This is a genomic window from Pedobacter antarcticus (assembly GCF_900103515.1).
GTDB classification, from domain to species: Bacteria; Bacteroidota; Bacteroidia; order Sphingobacteriales; family Sphingobacteriaceae; genus Pedobacter; species Pedobacter antarcticus.
Window position 1 is genome coordinate 819065 of record NZ_FNGZ01000001.1, and the last position, 16069, is coordinate 835133.

At 39.8% G+C, this 16069-nt stretch carries 16 protein-coding genes, 1 tRNA gene and 1 riboswitch; of the genes, 8 read left to right on the top strand and 9 right to left on the bottom strand.

Features of this window, described 5'->3' with window-relative positions; translation table 11 throughout:
• Positions 1 to 6: 6 nt before the first annotated feature.
• The 5 genes from BLR53_RS03490 to BLR53_RS03510 form a co-directional block, all read right to left on the bottom strand.
• Positions 7 to 639, bottom strand: coding sequence for a thiamine phosphate synthase (locus BLR53_RS03490; RefSeq protein ID WP_143007813.1), 633 nt, complete (start codon positions 637 to 639; stop codon positions 7 to 9).
• Positions 623 to 2506 (bottom strand): phosphomethylpyrimidine synthase ThiC, encoded by a 1884-nt coding sequence (gene thiC, locus BLR53_RS03495; protein ID WP_074587198.1) that lies wholly within the window; start codon positions 2504 to 2506, stop codon positions 623 to 625. Before thiC ends, BLR53_RS03490 begins: the two co-directional genes overlap by 17 nt.
• A gap of 15 nt (positions 2507 to 2521) precedes the next feature.
• Positions 2522 to 2725 carry a sulfur carrier protein ThiS gene (gene thiS, locus BLR53_RS03500; protein WP_037444195.1) on the bottom strand — a complete coding sequence of 68 codons (204 nt, stop codon included), beginning with the start codon at positions 2723 to 2725 and terminating at the stop codon, positions 2522 to 2524.
• 59 nt (positions 2726 to 2784) lie between these two features.
• A riboswitch (TPP riboswitch) is annotated at positions 2785 to 2873 on the bottom strand.
• A 199-nt stretch (positions 2874 to 3072) separates the two neighbouring features.
• Positions 3073 to 3819, bottom strand: a complete 747-nt coding sequence (locus BLR53_RS03505; protein WP_074587200.1) for a DUF2931 family protein — start codon at positions 3817 to 3819, stop codon at positions 3073 to 3075.
• Positions 3820 to 3822: 3 nt separating this feature from the next.
• On the bottom strand, positions 3823 to 4155 hold the full coding sequence (locus tag BLR53_RS03510; protein ID WP_037444200.1) for a hypothetical protein: 333 nt from the start codon (positions 4153 to 4155) through the stop codon (positions 3823 to 3825).
• 170 nt (positions 4156 to 4325) lie between these two features.
• On the opposite strand from BLR53_RS03510, the gene BLR53_RS03515 reads away from it, so the two are divergent.
• The 3 genes from BLR53_RS03515 to BLR53_RS03525 all read left to right on the top strand — a co-directional run bounded on the left by BLR53_RS03515 (position 4326) and on the right by BLR53_RS03525 (position 7681).
• Positions 4326 to 5309 (top strand): aldo/keto reductase, encoded by a 984-nt coding sequence (locus tag BLR53_RS03515; protein WP_074587202.1) that lies wholly within the window; start codon positions 4326 to 4328, stop codon positions 5307 to 5309.
• A gap of 145 nt (positions 5310 to 5454) precedes the next feature.
• Complete coding sequence (locus tag BLR53_RS03520) at positions 5455 to 5970, top strand: PPC domain-containing DNA-binding protein (RefSeq protein ID WP_037444206.1); 516 nt, start codon at positions 5455 to 5457, stop codon at positions 5968 to 5970.
• A 235-nt stretch (positions 5971 to 6205) separates the two neighbouring features.
• Entirely contained in the window at positions 6206 to 7681 is a 1476-nt protein-coding gene (locus BLR53_RS03525; RefSeq protein ID WP_074587204.1) for a serine hydrolase domain-containing protein, read from the top strand.
• Positions 7682 to 7692: 11 nt separating this feature from the next.
• Here the strand turns inward: BLR53_RS03525 and BLR53_RS03530 are convergent, their stop codons facing one another.
• Positions 7693 to 8763: an AI-2E family transporter gene (locus BLR53_RS03530; protein ID WP_051760214.1), complete on the bottom strand. Its 1071-nt coding sequence runs from the start codon at positions 8761 to 8763 to the stop codon at positions 7693 to 7695.
• A gap of 209 nt (positions 8764 to 8972) precedes the next feature.
• Here BLR53_RS03530 and BLR53_RS03535 point away from each other — a divergent pair, with 209 nt between their 5' ends.
• Entirely contained in the window at positions 8973 to 9500 is a 528-nt protein-coding gene (locus BLR53_RS03535; RefSeq protein ID WP_037444214.1) for an OmpA family protein, read from the top strand.
• Between the two features lie 66 nt (positions 9501 to 9566).
• Here the strand turns inward: BLR53_RS03535 and BLR53_RS03540 are convergent, their stop codons facing one another.
• Positions 9567 to 10580, bottom strand: coding sequence for a 2-hydroxyacid dehydrogenase (locus BLR53_RS03540; RefSeq protein WP_280513377.1), 1014 nt, complete (start codon positions 10578 to 10580; stop codon positions 9567 to 9569).
• 297 nt (positions 10581 to 10877) lie between these two features.
• On the opposite strand from BLR53_RS03540, the gene BLR53_RS03545 reads away from it, so the two are divergent.
• Positions 10878 to 11366, top strand: a complete 489-nt coding sequence (locus BLR53_RS03545) for a hypothetical protein (RefSeq protein WP_074587207.1) — start codon at positions 10878 to 10880, stop codon at positions 11364 to 11366.
• An 87-nt stretch (positions 11367 to 11453) separates the two neighbouring features.
• Here BLR53_RS03545 and BLR53_RS03550 read toward each other — a convergent pair whose 3' ends face one another.
• A complete protein-coding gene (locus BLR53_RS03550) occupies positions 11454 to 12128 on the bottom strand; it encodes a VOC family protein (protein WP_074587210.1) in 675 nt (224 codons plus the stop codon).
• Positions 12129 to 12277: 149 nt separating this feature from the next.
• Here BLR53_RS03550 and BLR53_RS03555 point away from each other — a divergent pair, with 149 nt between their 5' ends.
• Entirely contained in the window at positions 12278 to 12814 is a 537-nt protein-coding gene (locus tag BLR53_RS03555; protein WP_074587215.1) for a pyridoxamine 5'-phosphate oxidase family protein, read from the top strand.
• 3 nt (positions 12815 to 12817) lie between these two features.
• On the opposite strand, the gene BLR53_RS03560 is transcribed toward BLR53_RS03555, so the two are convergent.
• Complete coding sequence (locus tag BLR53_RS03560) at positions 12818 to 13570, bottom strand: DUF72 domain-containing protein (RefSeq protein ID WP_074587219.1); 753 nt, start codon at positions 13568 to 13570, stop codon at positions 12818 to 12820.
• Positions 13571 to 13788: 218 nt separating this feature from the next.
• On the opposite strand from BLR53_RS03560, the gene BLR53_RS03565 reads away from it, so the two are divergent.
• Positions 13789 to 15636: a glycoside hydrolase family 2 protein gene (locus BLR53_RS03565; protein WP_074587221.1), complete on the top strand. Its 1848-nt coding sequence runs from the start codon at positions 13789 to 13791 to the stop codon at positions 15634 to 15636.
• 173 nt (positions 15637 to 15809) lie between these two features.
• Positions 15810 to 15882, top strand: a tRNA-Lys gene (locus BLR53_RS03570).
• The last annotated feature ends 187 nt before the right edge of the window (positions 15883 to 16069 follow it).

Below are 16069 nucleotides of genomic sequence, written 5' to 3' on the forward strand. Positions count from 1 at the left end.
AAAAGGTTAATGCAAAGCAGTTAACAAATTTTTATAGTTCTCAATGGCTCTTTCAGGTTCATTCCAAATCAATCCAAGGACAGCTGCACCATCGAAATTCATCTCACGCATTAGCGGTATTTTTTGCGGTGTTACACCCCCCAGACCAATTACACAGGTGCATTTTTTCAACTGGCTATCCAATTCGAAATCTTCAGTACAGATCCCCTGATATCCGTTCTTGGAAAGACTATTATACACCGGGCCGAAAAATGTATAGTCAAAAAGCTCAAGTCCGGTAAAGCTTTCATTTTCATGTACCGAAGTGCTCAGTATATAACCACTAGAGGCCAGTCCAGACAAATAAGTCCCGCCCGAAAGATTCCTTTGTGCCACTGGGAAATGTAACCTGTTCATTCCTAAATCAATAGCTATTTCATGATGCTGATGCCAGGCGATTCGGGAATGAAAAACAGCATCTATGCCGTCGATTAAACTTCTTAAATCCTGATGACCGAGCCCCGGTTTACGCAAATGAAAGCAGGGTAAGCCTGCTTCAAAAAGCAGATTAATCAGCCGGGCTTCACCTGAAATCACTTGCGGTGAGGAGATAACCAGAACCTGCATACGGGTAAAATCCAGCTTACAAATAGATTTCACTGCCTTTATTTAAAAACTCAGCTGATTTCTCCTCCATACCTTTGAGTAACGCCTCCTGTGCATCAACCCCTTGCTTATCTGCATATGCCCTGACATCCTGAGTAATTTTCATCGAACAGAAATTAGGACCGCACATTGAACAGAAATGCGCAATTTTAGCACCGTCTGCAGGTAATGTTTCATCATGGAACTCCTTAGCCGTATCAGGGTCAAGCGATAGATTAAACTGATCCTCCCAGCGGAACTCAAAACGAGCTTTACTCAACGCATTATCCCTGTATTGTGCACCCGGATGCCCTTTGGCAAGATCAGCCGCATGTGCTGCAATTTTATAAGTGATGACGCCGTCTTTAACATCCTTCTTATTTGGTAATCCTAAATGCTCTTTTGGCGTCACATAACACAGCATCGCTGTCCCGAACCAACCGATCATAGCAGCACCGATTGCAGAGGTAATATGGTCATACCCAGGCGCTATATCAGTAGTTAGCGGACCTAATGTATAAAACGGTGCTTCAGAACAATGCTCCAGCTGTTTATCCATATTCGCTTTAATCAGGTGCATCGGAACATGCCCCGGACCTTCTATAATGGTCTGAATATCATGCTTCCAGGCGATTTTAGTCAGTTCACCAAGGGTTTCCAGTTCACCAAATTGTGCGGCATCGTTTGCATCGGCAATACAGCCTGGCCTTAAGCCATCTCCAAGAGAGAATGAAACATCGTAAGCTTTCATGATCTCACAGATGTCTTCAAAATGTGTGTATAGGAAATTTTCTTTGTGATGTGCGAGACACCATTTGGCCATAATAGAACCACCTCTTGAAACAATACCGGTAATTCTTTTGGCTGTGAGTGGTACATAACGCAACAATACACCTGCATGAATGGTAAAGTAGTCTACCCCCTGTTCGGCTTGTTCGATAAGGGTATCGCGGAAAATCTCCCAGGTCAGATCTTCAGCTTTTCCATTCACTTTTTCTAATGCCTGATAAATAGGCACTGTACCAATAGGCACCGGTGAATTTCTGATAATCCACTCTCTGGTTTCGTGAATGTTTTTGCCGGTGGAGAGATCCATAATGGTATCTGCACCCCACCTGCAAGCCCAGACAGCCTTTTCAACCTCCTCTTCTATACTGGATGTCACTGCAGAATTTCCAATATTAGCATTTATTTTTACCAGGAAATTTCTACCGATAATCATAGGCTCTAATTCCGGATGATTGATATTTGCAGGAATAACAGCTCTGCCCGCAGCCACTTCCTGTCTCACAAATTCGGGAGTTATATAACCTGTTGGTGTCAACGCACCGAAACTTTGTCCCGGATGCTGATGTGACATGACCTCGTATTGCCCGTTAAGCTGCTCTTTCAAGAGGTCCGCACGCTGATTTTCACGAATTGCTATATACTCCATTTCCGGAGTTATAATTCCTTTCCTCGCATAATGCATCTGTGACACATTCTGGCCCTTTTTTGCTCTGAACGGTTTGCTGATATGTGCGAAACGTAAGTGATCCAATTTCTCATCATTGGCCCGCTGATTACCATAATCAGAAGAAATATGATCGAGCTGTTCTACATCTCCACGATCGGAAATCCATGTTTTACGTAGTCTGGAAAGTCCTTTTTTAATGTCAATTTCAACTGAAGTATCGGTGTAAGGCCCGCTGGTATCGTAAAGTGTAACGGGAGCATTGGGCTCTGTCTCTCCAAAACGCCCATGTAGCCGGGTATCGCTGAGACTAACCTCACGCATAGCAACTTCAATCTCGTGAATCTGTCCTTTGACAAATATCTTTTTCGACGCCGGAAAGGGCGCTCTACTGATCGTTTGTTCTCCTGGTTGTTTTTCCGTTTTCATGTTTTGGTTTTTTAATTATCCGCCTTGAGTTGCTTTGATAATAGTGACCTGGTCACCTGGTTGCAATAGATAATTACCCCAATCTGCTTTCGAAATAATCTGCTGGTTAACCGCGACAGCGATGCCGGTTAAAGGATGCTGAATAACAGTCCGGAGCATCTGCACCACTGAGCATACCTGAGATAAAGAATAAGTTTTTTGGTTGACGGTAATATCCATAGTTTAAAAAATTACAAACTATAGGACGCCCCGTATAGAGGAAGGAAAAACAACATCGTCATGTCGTTTCCACTTTTCCCTTCGGCAGTACTAACTGCATCAGGTTCAAAGGGTATTTCTCAGCACAAAGGCACCCCTAAAGTTTTTTGTAAATGTATAGAATAATAAATCAAAAAAAAGAAAGCTAATTTTAATTAAAAAAAAAGCTTACGCATAAATATCAAACTAACAGTCTATTAAATATATCTTTATCTATTAAAAGATTAACAGACATATGCCTATCGACGGCCTCAAAAAGCGTAAATGGTCCATTCAACCATATATGGCATTTCAATGTGACTGGCTATTTAGTCGATAAAATGATTCTTTTTTTGATACTCCCAGAGTTCTTTATTTTGCTCAATATAATTTGTAGAACTATCCAGATAATTTGCAGGTGTTCCCGACCCTTTCTTTAACTCGAGTTTCACACTATCTGAAAGTTCCTTAAATAAGAGATTCAACGCAGCATTATCCTTTCCTGGAAGAACCTTTCCCTGAGAATTTACGCTTTCGATTTTGGTCTGTAATATTTTCTTTTCCAGGTAAACCCCTCGCAGCCACACAACGATATTCCCTTTCGGAGCAATCCCAACAACAAATCTTAAACCCAGCTTATCCCCACCACTGGAACTCAGCTTAGCAGCCTGTTTTTCTTTTAGTGCTGCCTTAAAAATTTCAAGAATCTCCGGACCGGGAAGATCAATCACACCGGAATAGAACTTCTGCTCGGAATAAGATGCATATTCAATTACCAGTTTTTCAGGTAAACGCAAGGGTTTATGAACCCATGCAGAGTAATATTCCTCACCCCATCCTGTTCTGAATGCATTTACATTTTCGTCCCTGGACTGATAGAAGTCATGCGAATCTTCTTTATCCGGTAGCTGAAACTGTATTTTCTCAATAAATACAGGGTAATCTGCTGGTGCTGAAACACTAGAGAAATAGTAAAATCTTTCCCAGCCTTTATAGTTTATGATTTTATAGGAAAGACAAATGAATAACAAAACGGCAATGGAGATATATAGTTTATTAACCAGGTTCAATTTCATATTTTAATGCTGAAAAGCAGCCGCCATACCGGCCGCATAAAGATATAGACCAATAGCTGCTGCAGCCAGCACAAGGGATGCTACAAAGAGCCATCTCCCCGCCCTGTACCCCTTACCGCGGTAACTCAGTGCATACCCGCCCAGAAGAAAAGATAAGGCACCTATCATCAGGATTATATTAAAATAGTACTGATTTTCACTGACATAACCCCAATTCAAAAATATGAGCAGCAAAATCAGGTTAATAAATATTAAACCAACTGTCAGATTACTATTTTTCTCTTGAATTGCGGCATTCTTCTGGTCGCCGTCTTTTTCTGAAATTCGATCCTGCATATACCTAATTAATATCCGGGTTGATGTTTACCGGTTAAATATAAAAAAGTAATAGCAGTATACCCATTGTATTCAGCTATCATAATTATGATAGACACCCATGATTTAACTTATTTTACTGTTAAATCCTATTTCCAGACCTTTGAATTATTAATTAATTCAAACACAAAATGGAATATAGAAAGTTAGGAGATACAGACTTAGAACTATCAGCAATAACATATGGTGCATTCGCAATTGGCGGAACAATGTGGGGCGGAAATGAGAAAAAAGACTCAATAGAAGCTATACATGCATCTTTAGACCATGGAATAAGTACGCTGGACACCGCACCTTTTTATGGTTTTGGTTTAAGCGAAGAACTAATTGGAGAGGCATTAAAAGGAAAGCAAAGAGATAAAGTCCAAATTCTGAATAAATTCGGGCTTGTCTGGGACGGCAGTAATCAAGGAAAAGGCGAACACTTTTTTGATATGGAAGAAAATGGAAAACCAGTTTCAATTTACAAATACGCTTCCAAAGAAAACATCATTAAAGAGGTAGAAGAAAGTCTTAAACGCCTGAATACAGACTATATAGATCTCTTACAGCAACACTGGCCAGACTCAACCACCCCTATTTCTGAAACTATGGAGGCGATGGAAACCCTAATTCAGCAGGGTAAAATAAGGGCAGCAGCTGTATCAAATTATAGCCTGGATCAACTGAAAGAAGCGACACAGACTTTCACTCCTGCTTCCAATCAGGTTTACTATAGTATGCTTAACCGGGAGATTGAAAAGGAATTAGTTCCTTATACCATCGATAACAAAATCGGAATTATTGTTTATAGCCCTATGGAACGCGGTCTGTTGTCGGGAAAATACTTTCTGCAGGAAAAACTAAAAAGTACTGACCATAGAAATGGATACTTCAGTCAGTTTGATCTGGAAAAGGTGAAGACATTATTAGCCAACATCAGTCCTATAGCTGAAGAGAAAAATGTATCCCTGGCCCAACTCGTTTTACGCTGGACTACCATGCAAAAAGGTATAACAGTGGTCTTAGCTGGTGCCAGAAATGCAGAACAGGCAATTTCTAATGCTGCCGCAATGAGTTTTGATCTGGATACTGCCGAATTGGAACTGATTCAATCCGAACTTGCTAAAATTTAAAAGAAACCAACATTAATCTTTGATTTAAATTTGAAAACATGCGTTTCGAAGTTAAATGAACCGGACAGAACATATTTTTCGGAGGTGATGCCAAAGGCTATACCGATTATCCGGCCTACCACGTTATATAAACATATCAAACGTCATGAATTACAAGAAACTATTATTAGCCGTAACAGCAATATTATTAAGTGTCACATTTAGCGCCAATGCACAACAAGCCGACACCATTAAACGGTATATCAAAATACCGGCCGGGTATCTCCTGGTTCTGCGACAAGGTGATGATATTAATTCGCAACTGGAATCATTTGCCAAAGCCGAAAATATTCCATCAGCGAACTTTACAGGGATGGGTTTCGTCAATGTAACATTTGGTTTTTTCGATTCTGCCAAGAAGAAGTTTAATCCCAGGACATTCAATGACGTAGAGTTGGGAAGTTTTACCGGCAGTATAGCCTGGCAGGAAAGCAAACCCAGTATACATATGCATGGTATTGTCGCAGGTGATGATTTTAAAGCATATGGAGGGCATATTTTAAAAGGCACAGTCGGCACCGGCTCGCTGGAAATTATGGTTACTGTGCACGATAAAAAGCTGGAACGGGTATTTGAAAAAGAACTCGGTGCGAACGTGCTGCACCTGGATGTACAGAAATAAGTTTTAACAGAAATATCCATTCACATTGAGCAAATTCAGTTCATACTTCTAAAAATGACATTGCTCATTTTTAGAAGTATGAACTTTATAAACCCTGATCGCATTAAAGATACTTTTTCGCATCCTGCACGAAAATTATTGATTAGTTATATATAAAATGTAACAATTGACCGAACTAGTCATCAAAAGGCTGAAATGCATTTTTTTCAATAAAACCAGGTATAAAAACATCTTTATGATCAAAAAACTAGGTCTAATGACTCTATTAGTCATTGCAGCCACACATACTTTTGCCCAAAACAAACAGAAAGAATTAGATGCATACTTTTCGGCACTATCACAAAACCAGCAGTTCAATGGTAATGTATTAATTGCTGAAAACGGCAGAGTTGTTTATGAGAAGTCATTCGGCTACGCAGATTATTCGGACAAAAGGCCTAATACAGCTCAGTCCTCTTTTCCGATGGCCTCCATCACGAAAACATTTACTTCTACTGCTATCTTACAACTGAAAGAAAAAGGAAAACTGCAATTGGGTGATCCTGTTTCAAAATTCCTTCCTGATTTCCCTTATTCAAATGTCACAATTAAACAATTATTAGCACATACTGCAGGACTGCCGATTACCGACACACTGTTTGATGCGATGATACTTGAACACCCTGATACGGTTTTCACCAATAAGGATTTAATTCCCGCCTTCATTTCACGAAAAGCACCCTTAATTTTTAAGCCCGGGGAAGATTTCTCTTACAATAACGTTAACTATAATATTCTTGCTTTGATCGTAGAGGAGATTACAGGTTTGTCATTTGACGCATATCTTAAAGCGCATATTTTCAAACCTGCCGGGATGACAAACACTTCTTTGTCCTTGTTTTTCAAGCGAAAAGACAATAATCTTTCTGAAAGGTATAGTTTAAAATATCCATATTCCGATAAGGTGCAGCGCGCAGATACCGCCGCTGAATTTCAAATTATCTATCGATTTAATTGCCAGGGACATGGTGACATCATAAGTACGACTCATGATTTATTAAAATATGATGAAGCGCTGTACAACGGTAGGCTTTTAAGTAATGCTACTTTAAAAGAGGCGTTCACACCTGTTAAAATTAAAAACGGAAAAGACAATATTCAACGATACGCATTAGGATGGATTACCAGAGAAGATACTTCAATGGGGGAAATAGTAAAACATGACGGAGGCCTTCCTGGTGGCCGTACTATGCTGCTTAGAAACATAACCAGACATCAAACGATTATCATTTTTGATAATACAGCTAACAATGTTATTCCTATTTCGGATAATGCATTGCGTATTCTAAATGGTGTAGTAATAGAAAAACCCAAACAAAGTGGTGCAAGAATTTACGGAGTTGCTCTTGCCAAAAATGGCCTGGAAGCTGCGGATAAAGCTTTAGTAGAAATAAAAAAAGATACTTCTAACTATTATTTAAGTGAAGATGAAATAAATTCATTAGGATATGCCTTCATGTCGAATAATAAAGAATTTGAAGCAGAAATCACATTTAAGCAAAACATGCAGCTTTTTCCTACAAGCTGGAACACATATGATAGTTATGCAGAAATTTTATTGAAACATGGAAAGAAGCAAGACGCTGTTAAAATGTACCGAAAATCCCTTGAGCTTAATCCCAACAATGAAAATGGGAAAATGATGCTGGAACGGATATTAATTGACCATTAAACAGGCAAAGCTTATTTATCAAGCTCCGATGCCGGAATAAGCTGAGCTTTGTTTATTTTCTTCACATAAAGTTCATCCGTGAAGATAATCACCATGGATAATAAAGGAACGGCGAGGATAATCCCAAGTGCTCCGGATAATGCAGCCATAATTAATTGACTGATCAGCGTTAAGGCAGGTGGAATGCTGATCATTTTTTTCTGGATAACGGGTGTAATAATATTGCTGACTATGGTTTGTGAGACAATATAGAGTAAAGCAACACCTATAGCAGTATTGGTGGACACAGTAAGCGCAAGTAATACGCCAGGGATCATGGCGACCATAGAACCGAAATTGGGAATAATCTTTAGCATACCCGCAATTAAGGCCAGAATCAGTGCGACTGGTATCCCGATTACAGACAGTCCGATCGCCAGCATTATTGTAATTAAGGCCACCGCTAGTAAAGTCCCCTTAATCCATCCTTTTAGCGAAAAACTAATCCGGTCCATTATTCTTTTAGCTACCTCTTTACGGTCAGGCGGTACCAGCAGCAAAATACCATTTTTATACAAAGACGGTTCCGCAGTAAAGAAAATACCCAGGAACAAAATAATATATAGGTTTCCCAAAGCGCCAAAACTGGTGCTGAAAAATTGTCTGGCTGTATCAAAAAGCTGCTTGGAGTTATTATCACTAAAATACCCGAGTACTTTTTGCCCGATTGGCGTCTCTCCCAGTTTATCCTTTACGGTGTTTATGGTACCGGGTAATGAGTTGCTTAATTCAGCAACCTGCACCTGAATCTTTGCACCCATAAACCAAAGAAGCGTAACGAGCAGTGAAATTGACCCGACTATCGAAATAAACATACAAATTCTGCGCTTGAGACCGGTCTTTCTCTCCAAAAGATCGCCAAGACCGTGAAAATAAGTAGCGATTAAACAACCAGCCAAAGCCATCAGCAAAACATTGAATACCACTCTCGCGATGAGCAATACTGCAATGATTAATACAACAATTGCAGCTGTCAACCAGACTTTCTGGCTATAAGAAGTTTCTTTGGGTGTTTCAGGTCTTAGCCCGCAGTCAATATTCATGTGCATATTTAACCAAAAAACATGCAAAATGTTTGATACGCGGCAATTAAAGCTAGATATCTGCAAAAAAAAAGGAACTGCCTGAGATTGCACGAATTTAATTAAGATGGCAAAAATACACGCTGTAAACGAACAGCTTGTATACATTACTGATAAATTAATATCCTGTCCTTTATCTATTTTGTTATATTTACGTTTAACTTTTTATAATGAAAAATAAAACAATACTATTTTTAGCTTTATTGCTGCCAGCAATTTATTCTTGCAAAGCCAAGAAAAATGTGGTAAAAACACCTGCAACCGTAGAGACGAAAACTGGTGATAATGAACTGGACAACATCAAGAAAGCGTTACCTGGAGATCAGGTCGATCGTACTGATGCAGGTATCAGATTTACCTTCAGTTCAGAGATATTATTTCCTACAAATTCTTCATATCTGAATGAAAATTCAAAAACCAGAATTAATGAAGTATCAAGGGTAATTCAAAATAAATACGCTGACAGAAAGATCCTTGTTGAAGGCCACTCCGATAAAACAGGGACTTCAGAATACAACCTGTGGTTATCTGAAAAAAGAGCAGCATCTGTAAAAGCTTACCTGGTCAGCTTAGGCATCCCTGCAGTAAGTATTAAAACGGCCGGAATAGGCGATACACGTCCCATTGCTGATAACAAGACTAAAGAAGGCAGATTAATCAACAGAAGAGTCGAGGTTACTGTACTTAAAGCGAACTAATTCTTCCCCCTTATAAAAAAACGCTCCATGATTTAGATACTTTATGGAGCGTTTTTTTTATCTTAATTAAGGTCGAACGCGGTTGACGAGTTCCGATCCCGAATACCAGGCATCTATGTTCCCAAAAGTGACTTTAGCGATTTCTGAAAGTGCTTCGGCTGTTAAAAATCCCTGATGGCCGGTAATCAGTACATTCGGGAATGAGATTAACTGTGTAAGCTGATCATCCTGAATAACATCTTCTGAGAAATCATGAAAAAAGAATTCAGATTCCTGCTCGTATACATCGAGTCCTAATGAGCCGATAATTCCTGATTTCAAAGCCTTTATAACCGCATGGGTATGTATTAAACCTCCCCTGCTCGTATTAATTAACATTGCTCCCCGTTTAAGTTGCTTAAGTTGATTCTCGTTAATCAGGTATTGTGTTGATGAATTAAGCGGACAATGCAGCGAAATGATATCTGCGTCTCTCAGCGTGTCTTCCAGCGTTCCATAAATGACGCCCAGATCCTGCATATCGGAAGACGGATAAGGGTCATATGCTTTGACAGTACATCCAAATCCTTTAAGGATTCTGCAAAAAGCCTGCCCGATATTCCCGGTTCCTATGACAGCGACAGTACGCTGAAAAAGGTTTACCCCCATTAGTTTTTCCAATGAAAAATTTCCTTCTCTTACACGATTATAGGCTTTATGCGTCTTACGGTTCAAGGTTAGTATAAGTGCCATTGCATGCTCTGCAACTGCTTCAGGTGAATATGCAGGAACCCGAAGCACCGGAATGTTTAGTTCTTCTGCATAAGGAAGGTCCACATTATTAAATCCCGCACACCTGAGAACAATCAGTTTCAGACCTGCGGCCGCCAGCAAATCCAGAACGGCTTTATTAAGCTTATCATTAACAAAAACACATACTGCCTCATACCCAAAAGCTACGGCGGCGGTTTCTTCAGATAAAGAAACTTTAAGGAATTTAAGTTCATGCCCGGTATTATACTGGGTAAGAAAATCCTGGTCATATTGATTTGTACTAAAAACAGCAACTTTCATAAGGTAATTATCAGTTAAAATCTTCATAAACCGGCTGAAAAGGCCGGCTGTTTAAGATAGTAAATATTTACTTTAAACTTATTTCACAGCACATTGAAAGGGTATTGAGTCGGTGTTGATACGGTATTGGGTCGGTAAATTGGTATATCAACACCGACTCAACACCGTATGAATAGCCTTTCGAATCCGTTTCAAGCAAAATCTAAACACCCATAAATTGGCAATAAAAGCAGCAGGGAACCGCAAAAACCTGACCTTCAAACAATACTCGATTGATTTTGTAATATAATTGTATAAATAAACACTCTACCAAAACTGAATTATATGAAAATCATTTATTTACTCGCTTTACTTCCTTTGGCATTCAGCAGCTGTAACAGTGATCAAAAGGTAAACGGCAATGCAACAGAAGACACTGTATCGACAGAAAAACAGCCTGATGCACTAAACGCGGTACCCACTTTAGAAAACGGGTGCTACGTTTATGAAAAAAATGGCGACTATATCGCATTCAAACCTACAGTCGACGGCGATAAAGTAACAGGCCCGTTAGTGTATGCACTGGCCGAAAAAGATAAGAATACCGGCACCTTTACCGGACAGATTAAAGGAGATCAGGTAATCGGGCTTTATACCTTTAATTCAGAAGGATCCGAAAGTGTTAGGGAAATGGTATTTCAGATACAAGGTAAAAGACTTCTAGAGGGCTTTGGCGAAATCAATAGTGTTGGAAACAAAGTAACCTACAAAGATTTGAAAACGCTGAATTTCAATGAGCAGATGCCACTTGAAAGAGGAGAATGCAATTTGTAAAAGCCCCTGAATTAACGACGTTAAATTTGGTTAATTGTTAATAATTAATATTTTCAATTAACCAAATCTGATGACTAACTATATATTTCAGATCAAATCTGCAGGTATATCTATCAGAAACTTTTGATAAGGGTCATCGTTCATTTCAATAGCAATACGAAGTGGAAATATTTCTGCCTTTTTTTTTGTCGGGTACCAATTGCGGTCATCTGAAACCAAAATGATCAGGCCGGTTTCATTTCCCAGCACAATAAAATTTTCTGCAGGTGGTTGTTTAGCATAATACGTTAAATCATACTTTGCCATGAGTGTTTTCGCGGTTGCCTGAACATCCTTGCTTACTATTCCCACCTCACTGATATATAGCATGGACGACGAAGTAAATTCTTCTTCCGACCTGTTATCAAGATCGTAACGGCAAATAAACTCCAGCAGATTCCCATTATTATCATAAAAATAAAATGAACCGGCATTCCAGGCTTCAAATCTTGAAAACACCTCCTCTTCATTAACCGGAACTAGATCGGTTCGCTTCTGAAGCCAGCAGCTTGCTTCTTCTAACCTGTTCCGGGGAATATCAATTGCAAGGTGATAATTGGGGTTAATAAGTTCGGTCGTTCTGAAATTAAGCTGCGTATAGCCAACTAAAAAAGTAATCTCATGTACAGACTCTCCTACGGATTCCAGACCAAGAACCCCAGTGTAAAATTCCTTCGTCTGCTGGATGTCCCGGCTTAATAAATTGACAGTCTCGATTTTCATAGAAATAAGATTGAATGATATTTACGGTTTGATCAAATTTATAAATTGATATGTATTTCCGAATCATTTTAACGTCAATCCTTCTGCTCAACCATAATCTAAAAAAACAATACCCAAATTCATTTGTAATATGCTGAAATGAAAAGCTTATGGACAGTATCAATCAGAATCAAGAAGAAGAAAACAGAAAAAACCTGGCTGGAAGCCCGGCTATAGATAAGGTTAAGGAATTGGCAGAAACAAGTAAAACTTGTTTTTTTTCAACACAAAGCCAAAGTTCCCCATCACAAGGAACCAGACCAATGAGTGTTCAGGAGGTTGACGAAGCTGGAAATATTTGGTTTCTAATGTCTAATGACAGTCATACCTACCAGGAACTCCAGGCAGATCCTGCAGTTAAATTGTATTTCCAGGGATCAGCTCACTCCGATTTTTTATATCTGGAAGGGGCTGCTAAAGCATCGACGGACCGGAATAAAATTGAAAAATACTGGAGTCCACTGTTAAAAACATGGTTCACTGAGGGAGAAAATGATCCGCGTATTGCTGTAGTTAGTTTCACGCCATCAAGTGGTTATTATTGGGATAACAAAAATGGAAATGCTATAGCGGCCATTAAAATGGCTGCAGGTGCAGTTCTGGGGAAAACAATAGATGATTCGATCGAGGGTAAGATCAATATTTAAAATTTAGTCCTGCAAAACCAGATCGCGAAGATCATTCAGGTTTTGCAGGGCATTTCCTACCGTATTGTTAAAGTATACATACACGCGCTTACCGTCTTCAACCCATTCACGGAGATATCCTGCATACTCCGCCAGTGTTGCGTCGTCATAGCTCCCCTTATAATCACCACCTGGACCGTGAAAACGCAGATAAATAAAGTTAGATTCGTGGAAGTTAAACGGTGTAACTGCCGGCGACTTATCATGTAAGACAATCGCAATCTTTCTATCAGCTAGCATATCGGCAGTTTCTTCGCGATACCAGCCCGGATGCCGGAATTCAACTGCTATATCCCATTGATCCGACGGGTCTGCTGTCTTGATTAAATCTATTAATTTCTCTACCTGAAATCTATTACCGTAAGTAACTGATGGAGGAAACTGCACCAATAAAGATCCTTTTTTATCTCCTGCAGCAGATATGACTTCCATAAAACGGAAGACATCCTGATCTCTGTAAACCAGCCCTTCATTATGCGTAATCTCCCTCCATAACTTAAAGGTAAACCTGAAATTCTCAGGCACACTTTCTGACCAGCGCTGCACAGTTTTAGCCTGGGGTATTTTATAGAAGGAGCTGTTAATTTCTATGGAATTCATTAATGACCCATAATAGTTCAGCCGGCTCTTCTCTTTAAATTCTTCCGGGTAAAATTGCTTGTTTGGTACAGGAAGCAGCAACCCGCTTGTTCCAAAATACACTTCATTTTGCAGCATATATGATTCAGTTTTGCTGTTATAACGCCGTCGGGTAATTTTGGTTTTAGTCTTTTATTCTCATCGGATTATGTCATCTGCTGGATGGTCAGAAATCGATACGCCAAAAATTCACCCCACTCATATTCAGTTTTATAAACCAGTTGTAAAAAATATTTCCTAATTTAAGGCCTGCAACACAAACGTGTTTAGCTACAGTATTCACCAAATATAATCTTATGAAATTATTACCCTTGCTTTTCGGGCTGTGCCTGACACAAGTAACTTTAGTCTCTGCCCAGAACAAAGACTGGAAACCGGTTCCTGGAAAAATCTCTACTCCATGGTCCTCACAGCTTAATCCTGCTGCACCTTTGCCAACTTATCCAAGACCACAACTGGTCCGTCAGCAAAACTGGCAGAATTTGAATGGCCTCTGGGACTATGCAATACAACCAAAATCAAATGCTCAACCTGCAAAATACGAAGGAAAAATCCTGGTCCCTTTTGCTGTGGAGTCCTCGCTATCTGGCGTGGGAAGAACCGTTGGACAAGACAGTTTATTATGGTACAAGACTAGTTTCACTCTTTCTTCCAAAAGCAGTAAAACGATTTTGCTTCACTTTGGAGCCGTTGACTGGAAAACTGAAGTCTTTTTAAATGGTAAAAAAGTTGGCGTACATGAAGGTGGTTTCGACCCATTTTCATTCGACATTACACCTCATCTGAAAAAAGGTGGCAAACAGGAACTCGTAGTGAGCGTATGGGACCCAACCGATAAAGGACCGCAGCCAAGAGGCAAACAGCAAATTAAGCCAGAGGGTATCTGGTATACCCCTGTTACCGGAATATGGCAAACGGTCTGGTTGGAGAATGTTCCGGAAACCTATATAGAATCAACGAAACATACACCGAACATTGACTCTGGAAATATTCAGCTTTCGGCGAAAGTGAAGTCTGCCAAACCTGGTGACCAGCTGAAGTTTACGGCTTATGATGGTTCCACTAAAATCGCCGAGCTAACTTCAGATCCGGAAGTTGCTTCTGAACTAAAAATTAATCAGCCCAAATTATGGTCACCTGCCCATCCATTTCTATATAACCTGACCGTCGAAGTTATCCGCAAAGGGAAAACAGTAGACAAAATAAAAAGCTATTTCGCCATGCGTAAATCTTCTTTAGGCAAGGATAAGAATGGCGTCCAGCGTATGTTATTGAATAATGAGTTTGTATTCCAATACGGTCCATTAGACCAAGGCTGGTGGCCAGACGGCTTATACACTGCTCCAACGCAGGAAGCGCTGGTATTCGACATTATTAAAACCAAAGAAATGGGTTTTAACATGATACGTAAGCATATCAAAGTAGAACCTGCGAGCTGGTACCATGCTTGTGATTCACTGGGTATATTGGTTTGGCAGGATATGCCAAGCGGTGACCTCGGTAATAAATGGCAGCCAGACCTGGGATTAATGGGTGGGACTGATAAAGATCGTACTGCTGAATCTGAAGCTATCTACCGTAAGGAGTGGAATAAAATCATGGACGACCTGCATAATTTCCCAAGCATCATTACCTGGGTACCTTTCAACGAGGCTTGGGGACAATTCAAAACAATAGAAATTAGCGATTGGACAAAGAAGAAAGATCCATCTAGATTAGTGAACAGCGCCAGTGGTGGTAATCATTTTATAACGGGTGATATCGTAGATCTGCACCATTATCCTGATCCTGCCATGCCGCGTCCAGACTTGTTTGGCTCAGCACATGCATTAGTATTAGGCGAATATGGCGGTTTAGGACTTCCTGTCCCGGGCCACACCTGGAAAGACAAGGATAACTGGGGTTATCAATCTTTTAAAACTGCAGATGAGTTATTTGAAAAGTACTCTAGCTTCATCACGACAATGGAAAACCTTATTCAACGCGGCCTTTCTGCTGCTGTTTATACGCAGACAACCGACGTGGAGCAGGAAACAAATGGACTAATGACTTATGACCGGAAAATTATCAAGGTTCCTGAAACTAAGTTAAAGAGCGTTAATGATAAGCTCTATAATCCCGCTTTTGTTGAATTGCAGAAATAAGTCCGCTTCTGAAAACCGATAGTCTGTTTGCAAGACCTATGTTATACTTTGGTTTTCAGACCATTTCAGTTACTCTACCATAGAGCAAAGGTATCTTTAGCAATTTATTTAGCTAAAAACGTTGCAAAAGAATTTTTAAATTCTATCTTTGCACCTCCTTCACAAAAAGGAATGATTCCGTAGCTCAGCTGGTAGAGCATTACACTTTTAATGTAGTGGTCCTGGGTTCGAATCCCAGCGGGATCACAAGATTCAATATCAAAACGTAAAAACCCTGCAATCAAATGATTGCAGGGTTTTTTGCTTTTACGGGTTATGCCAAAACTTGCACCGATTCTGGATCAAGTCAAAAACTTGTGGATCAGTTCTTATATTTTTAGCTTTGTTGCTTTAGATTTCTTACTTGATGCAGGACGGTTACCATTCTTTAATA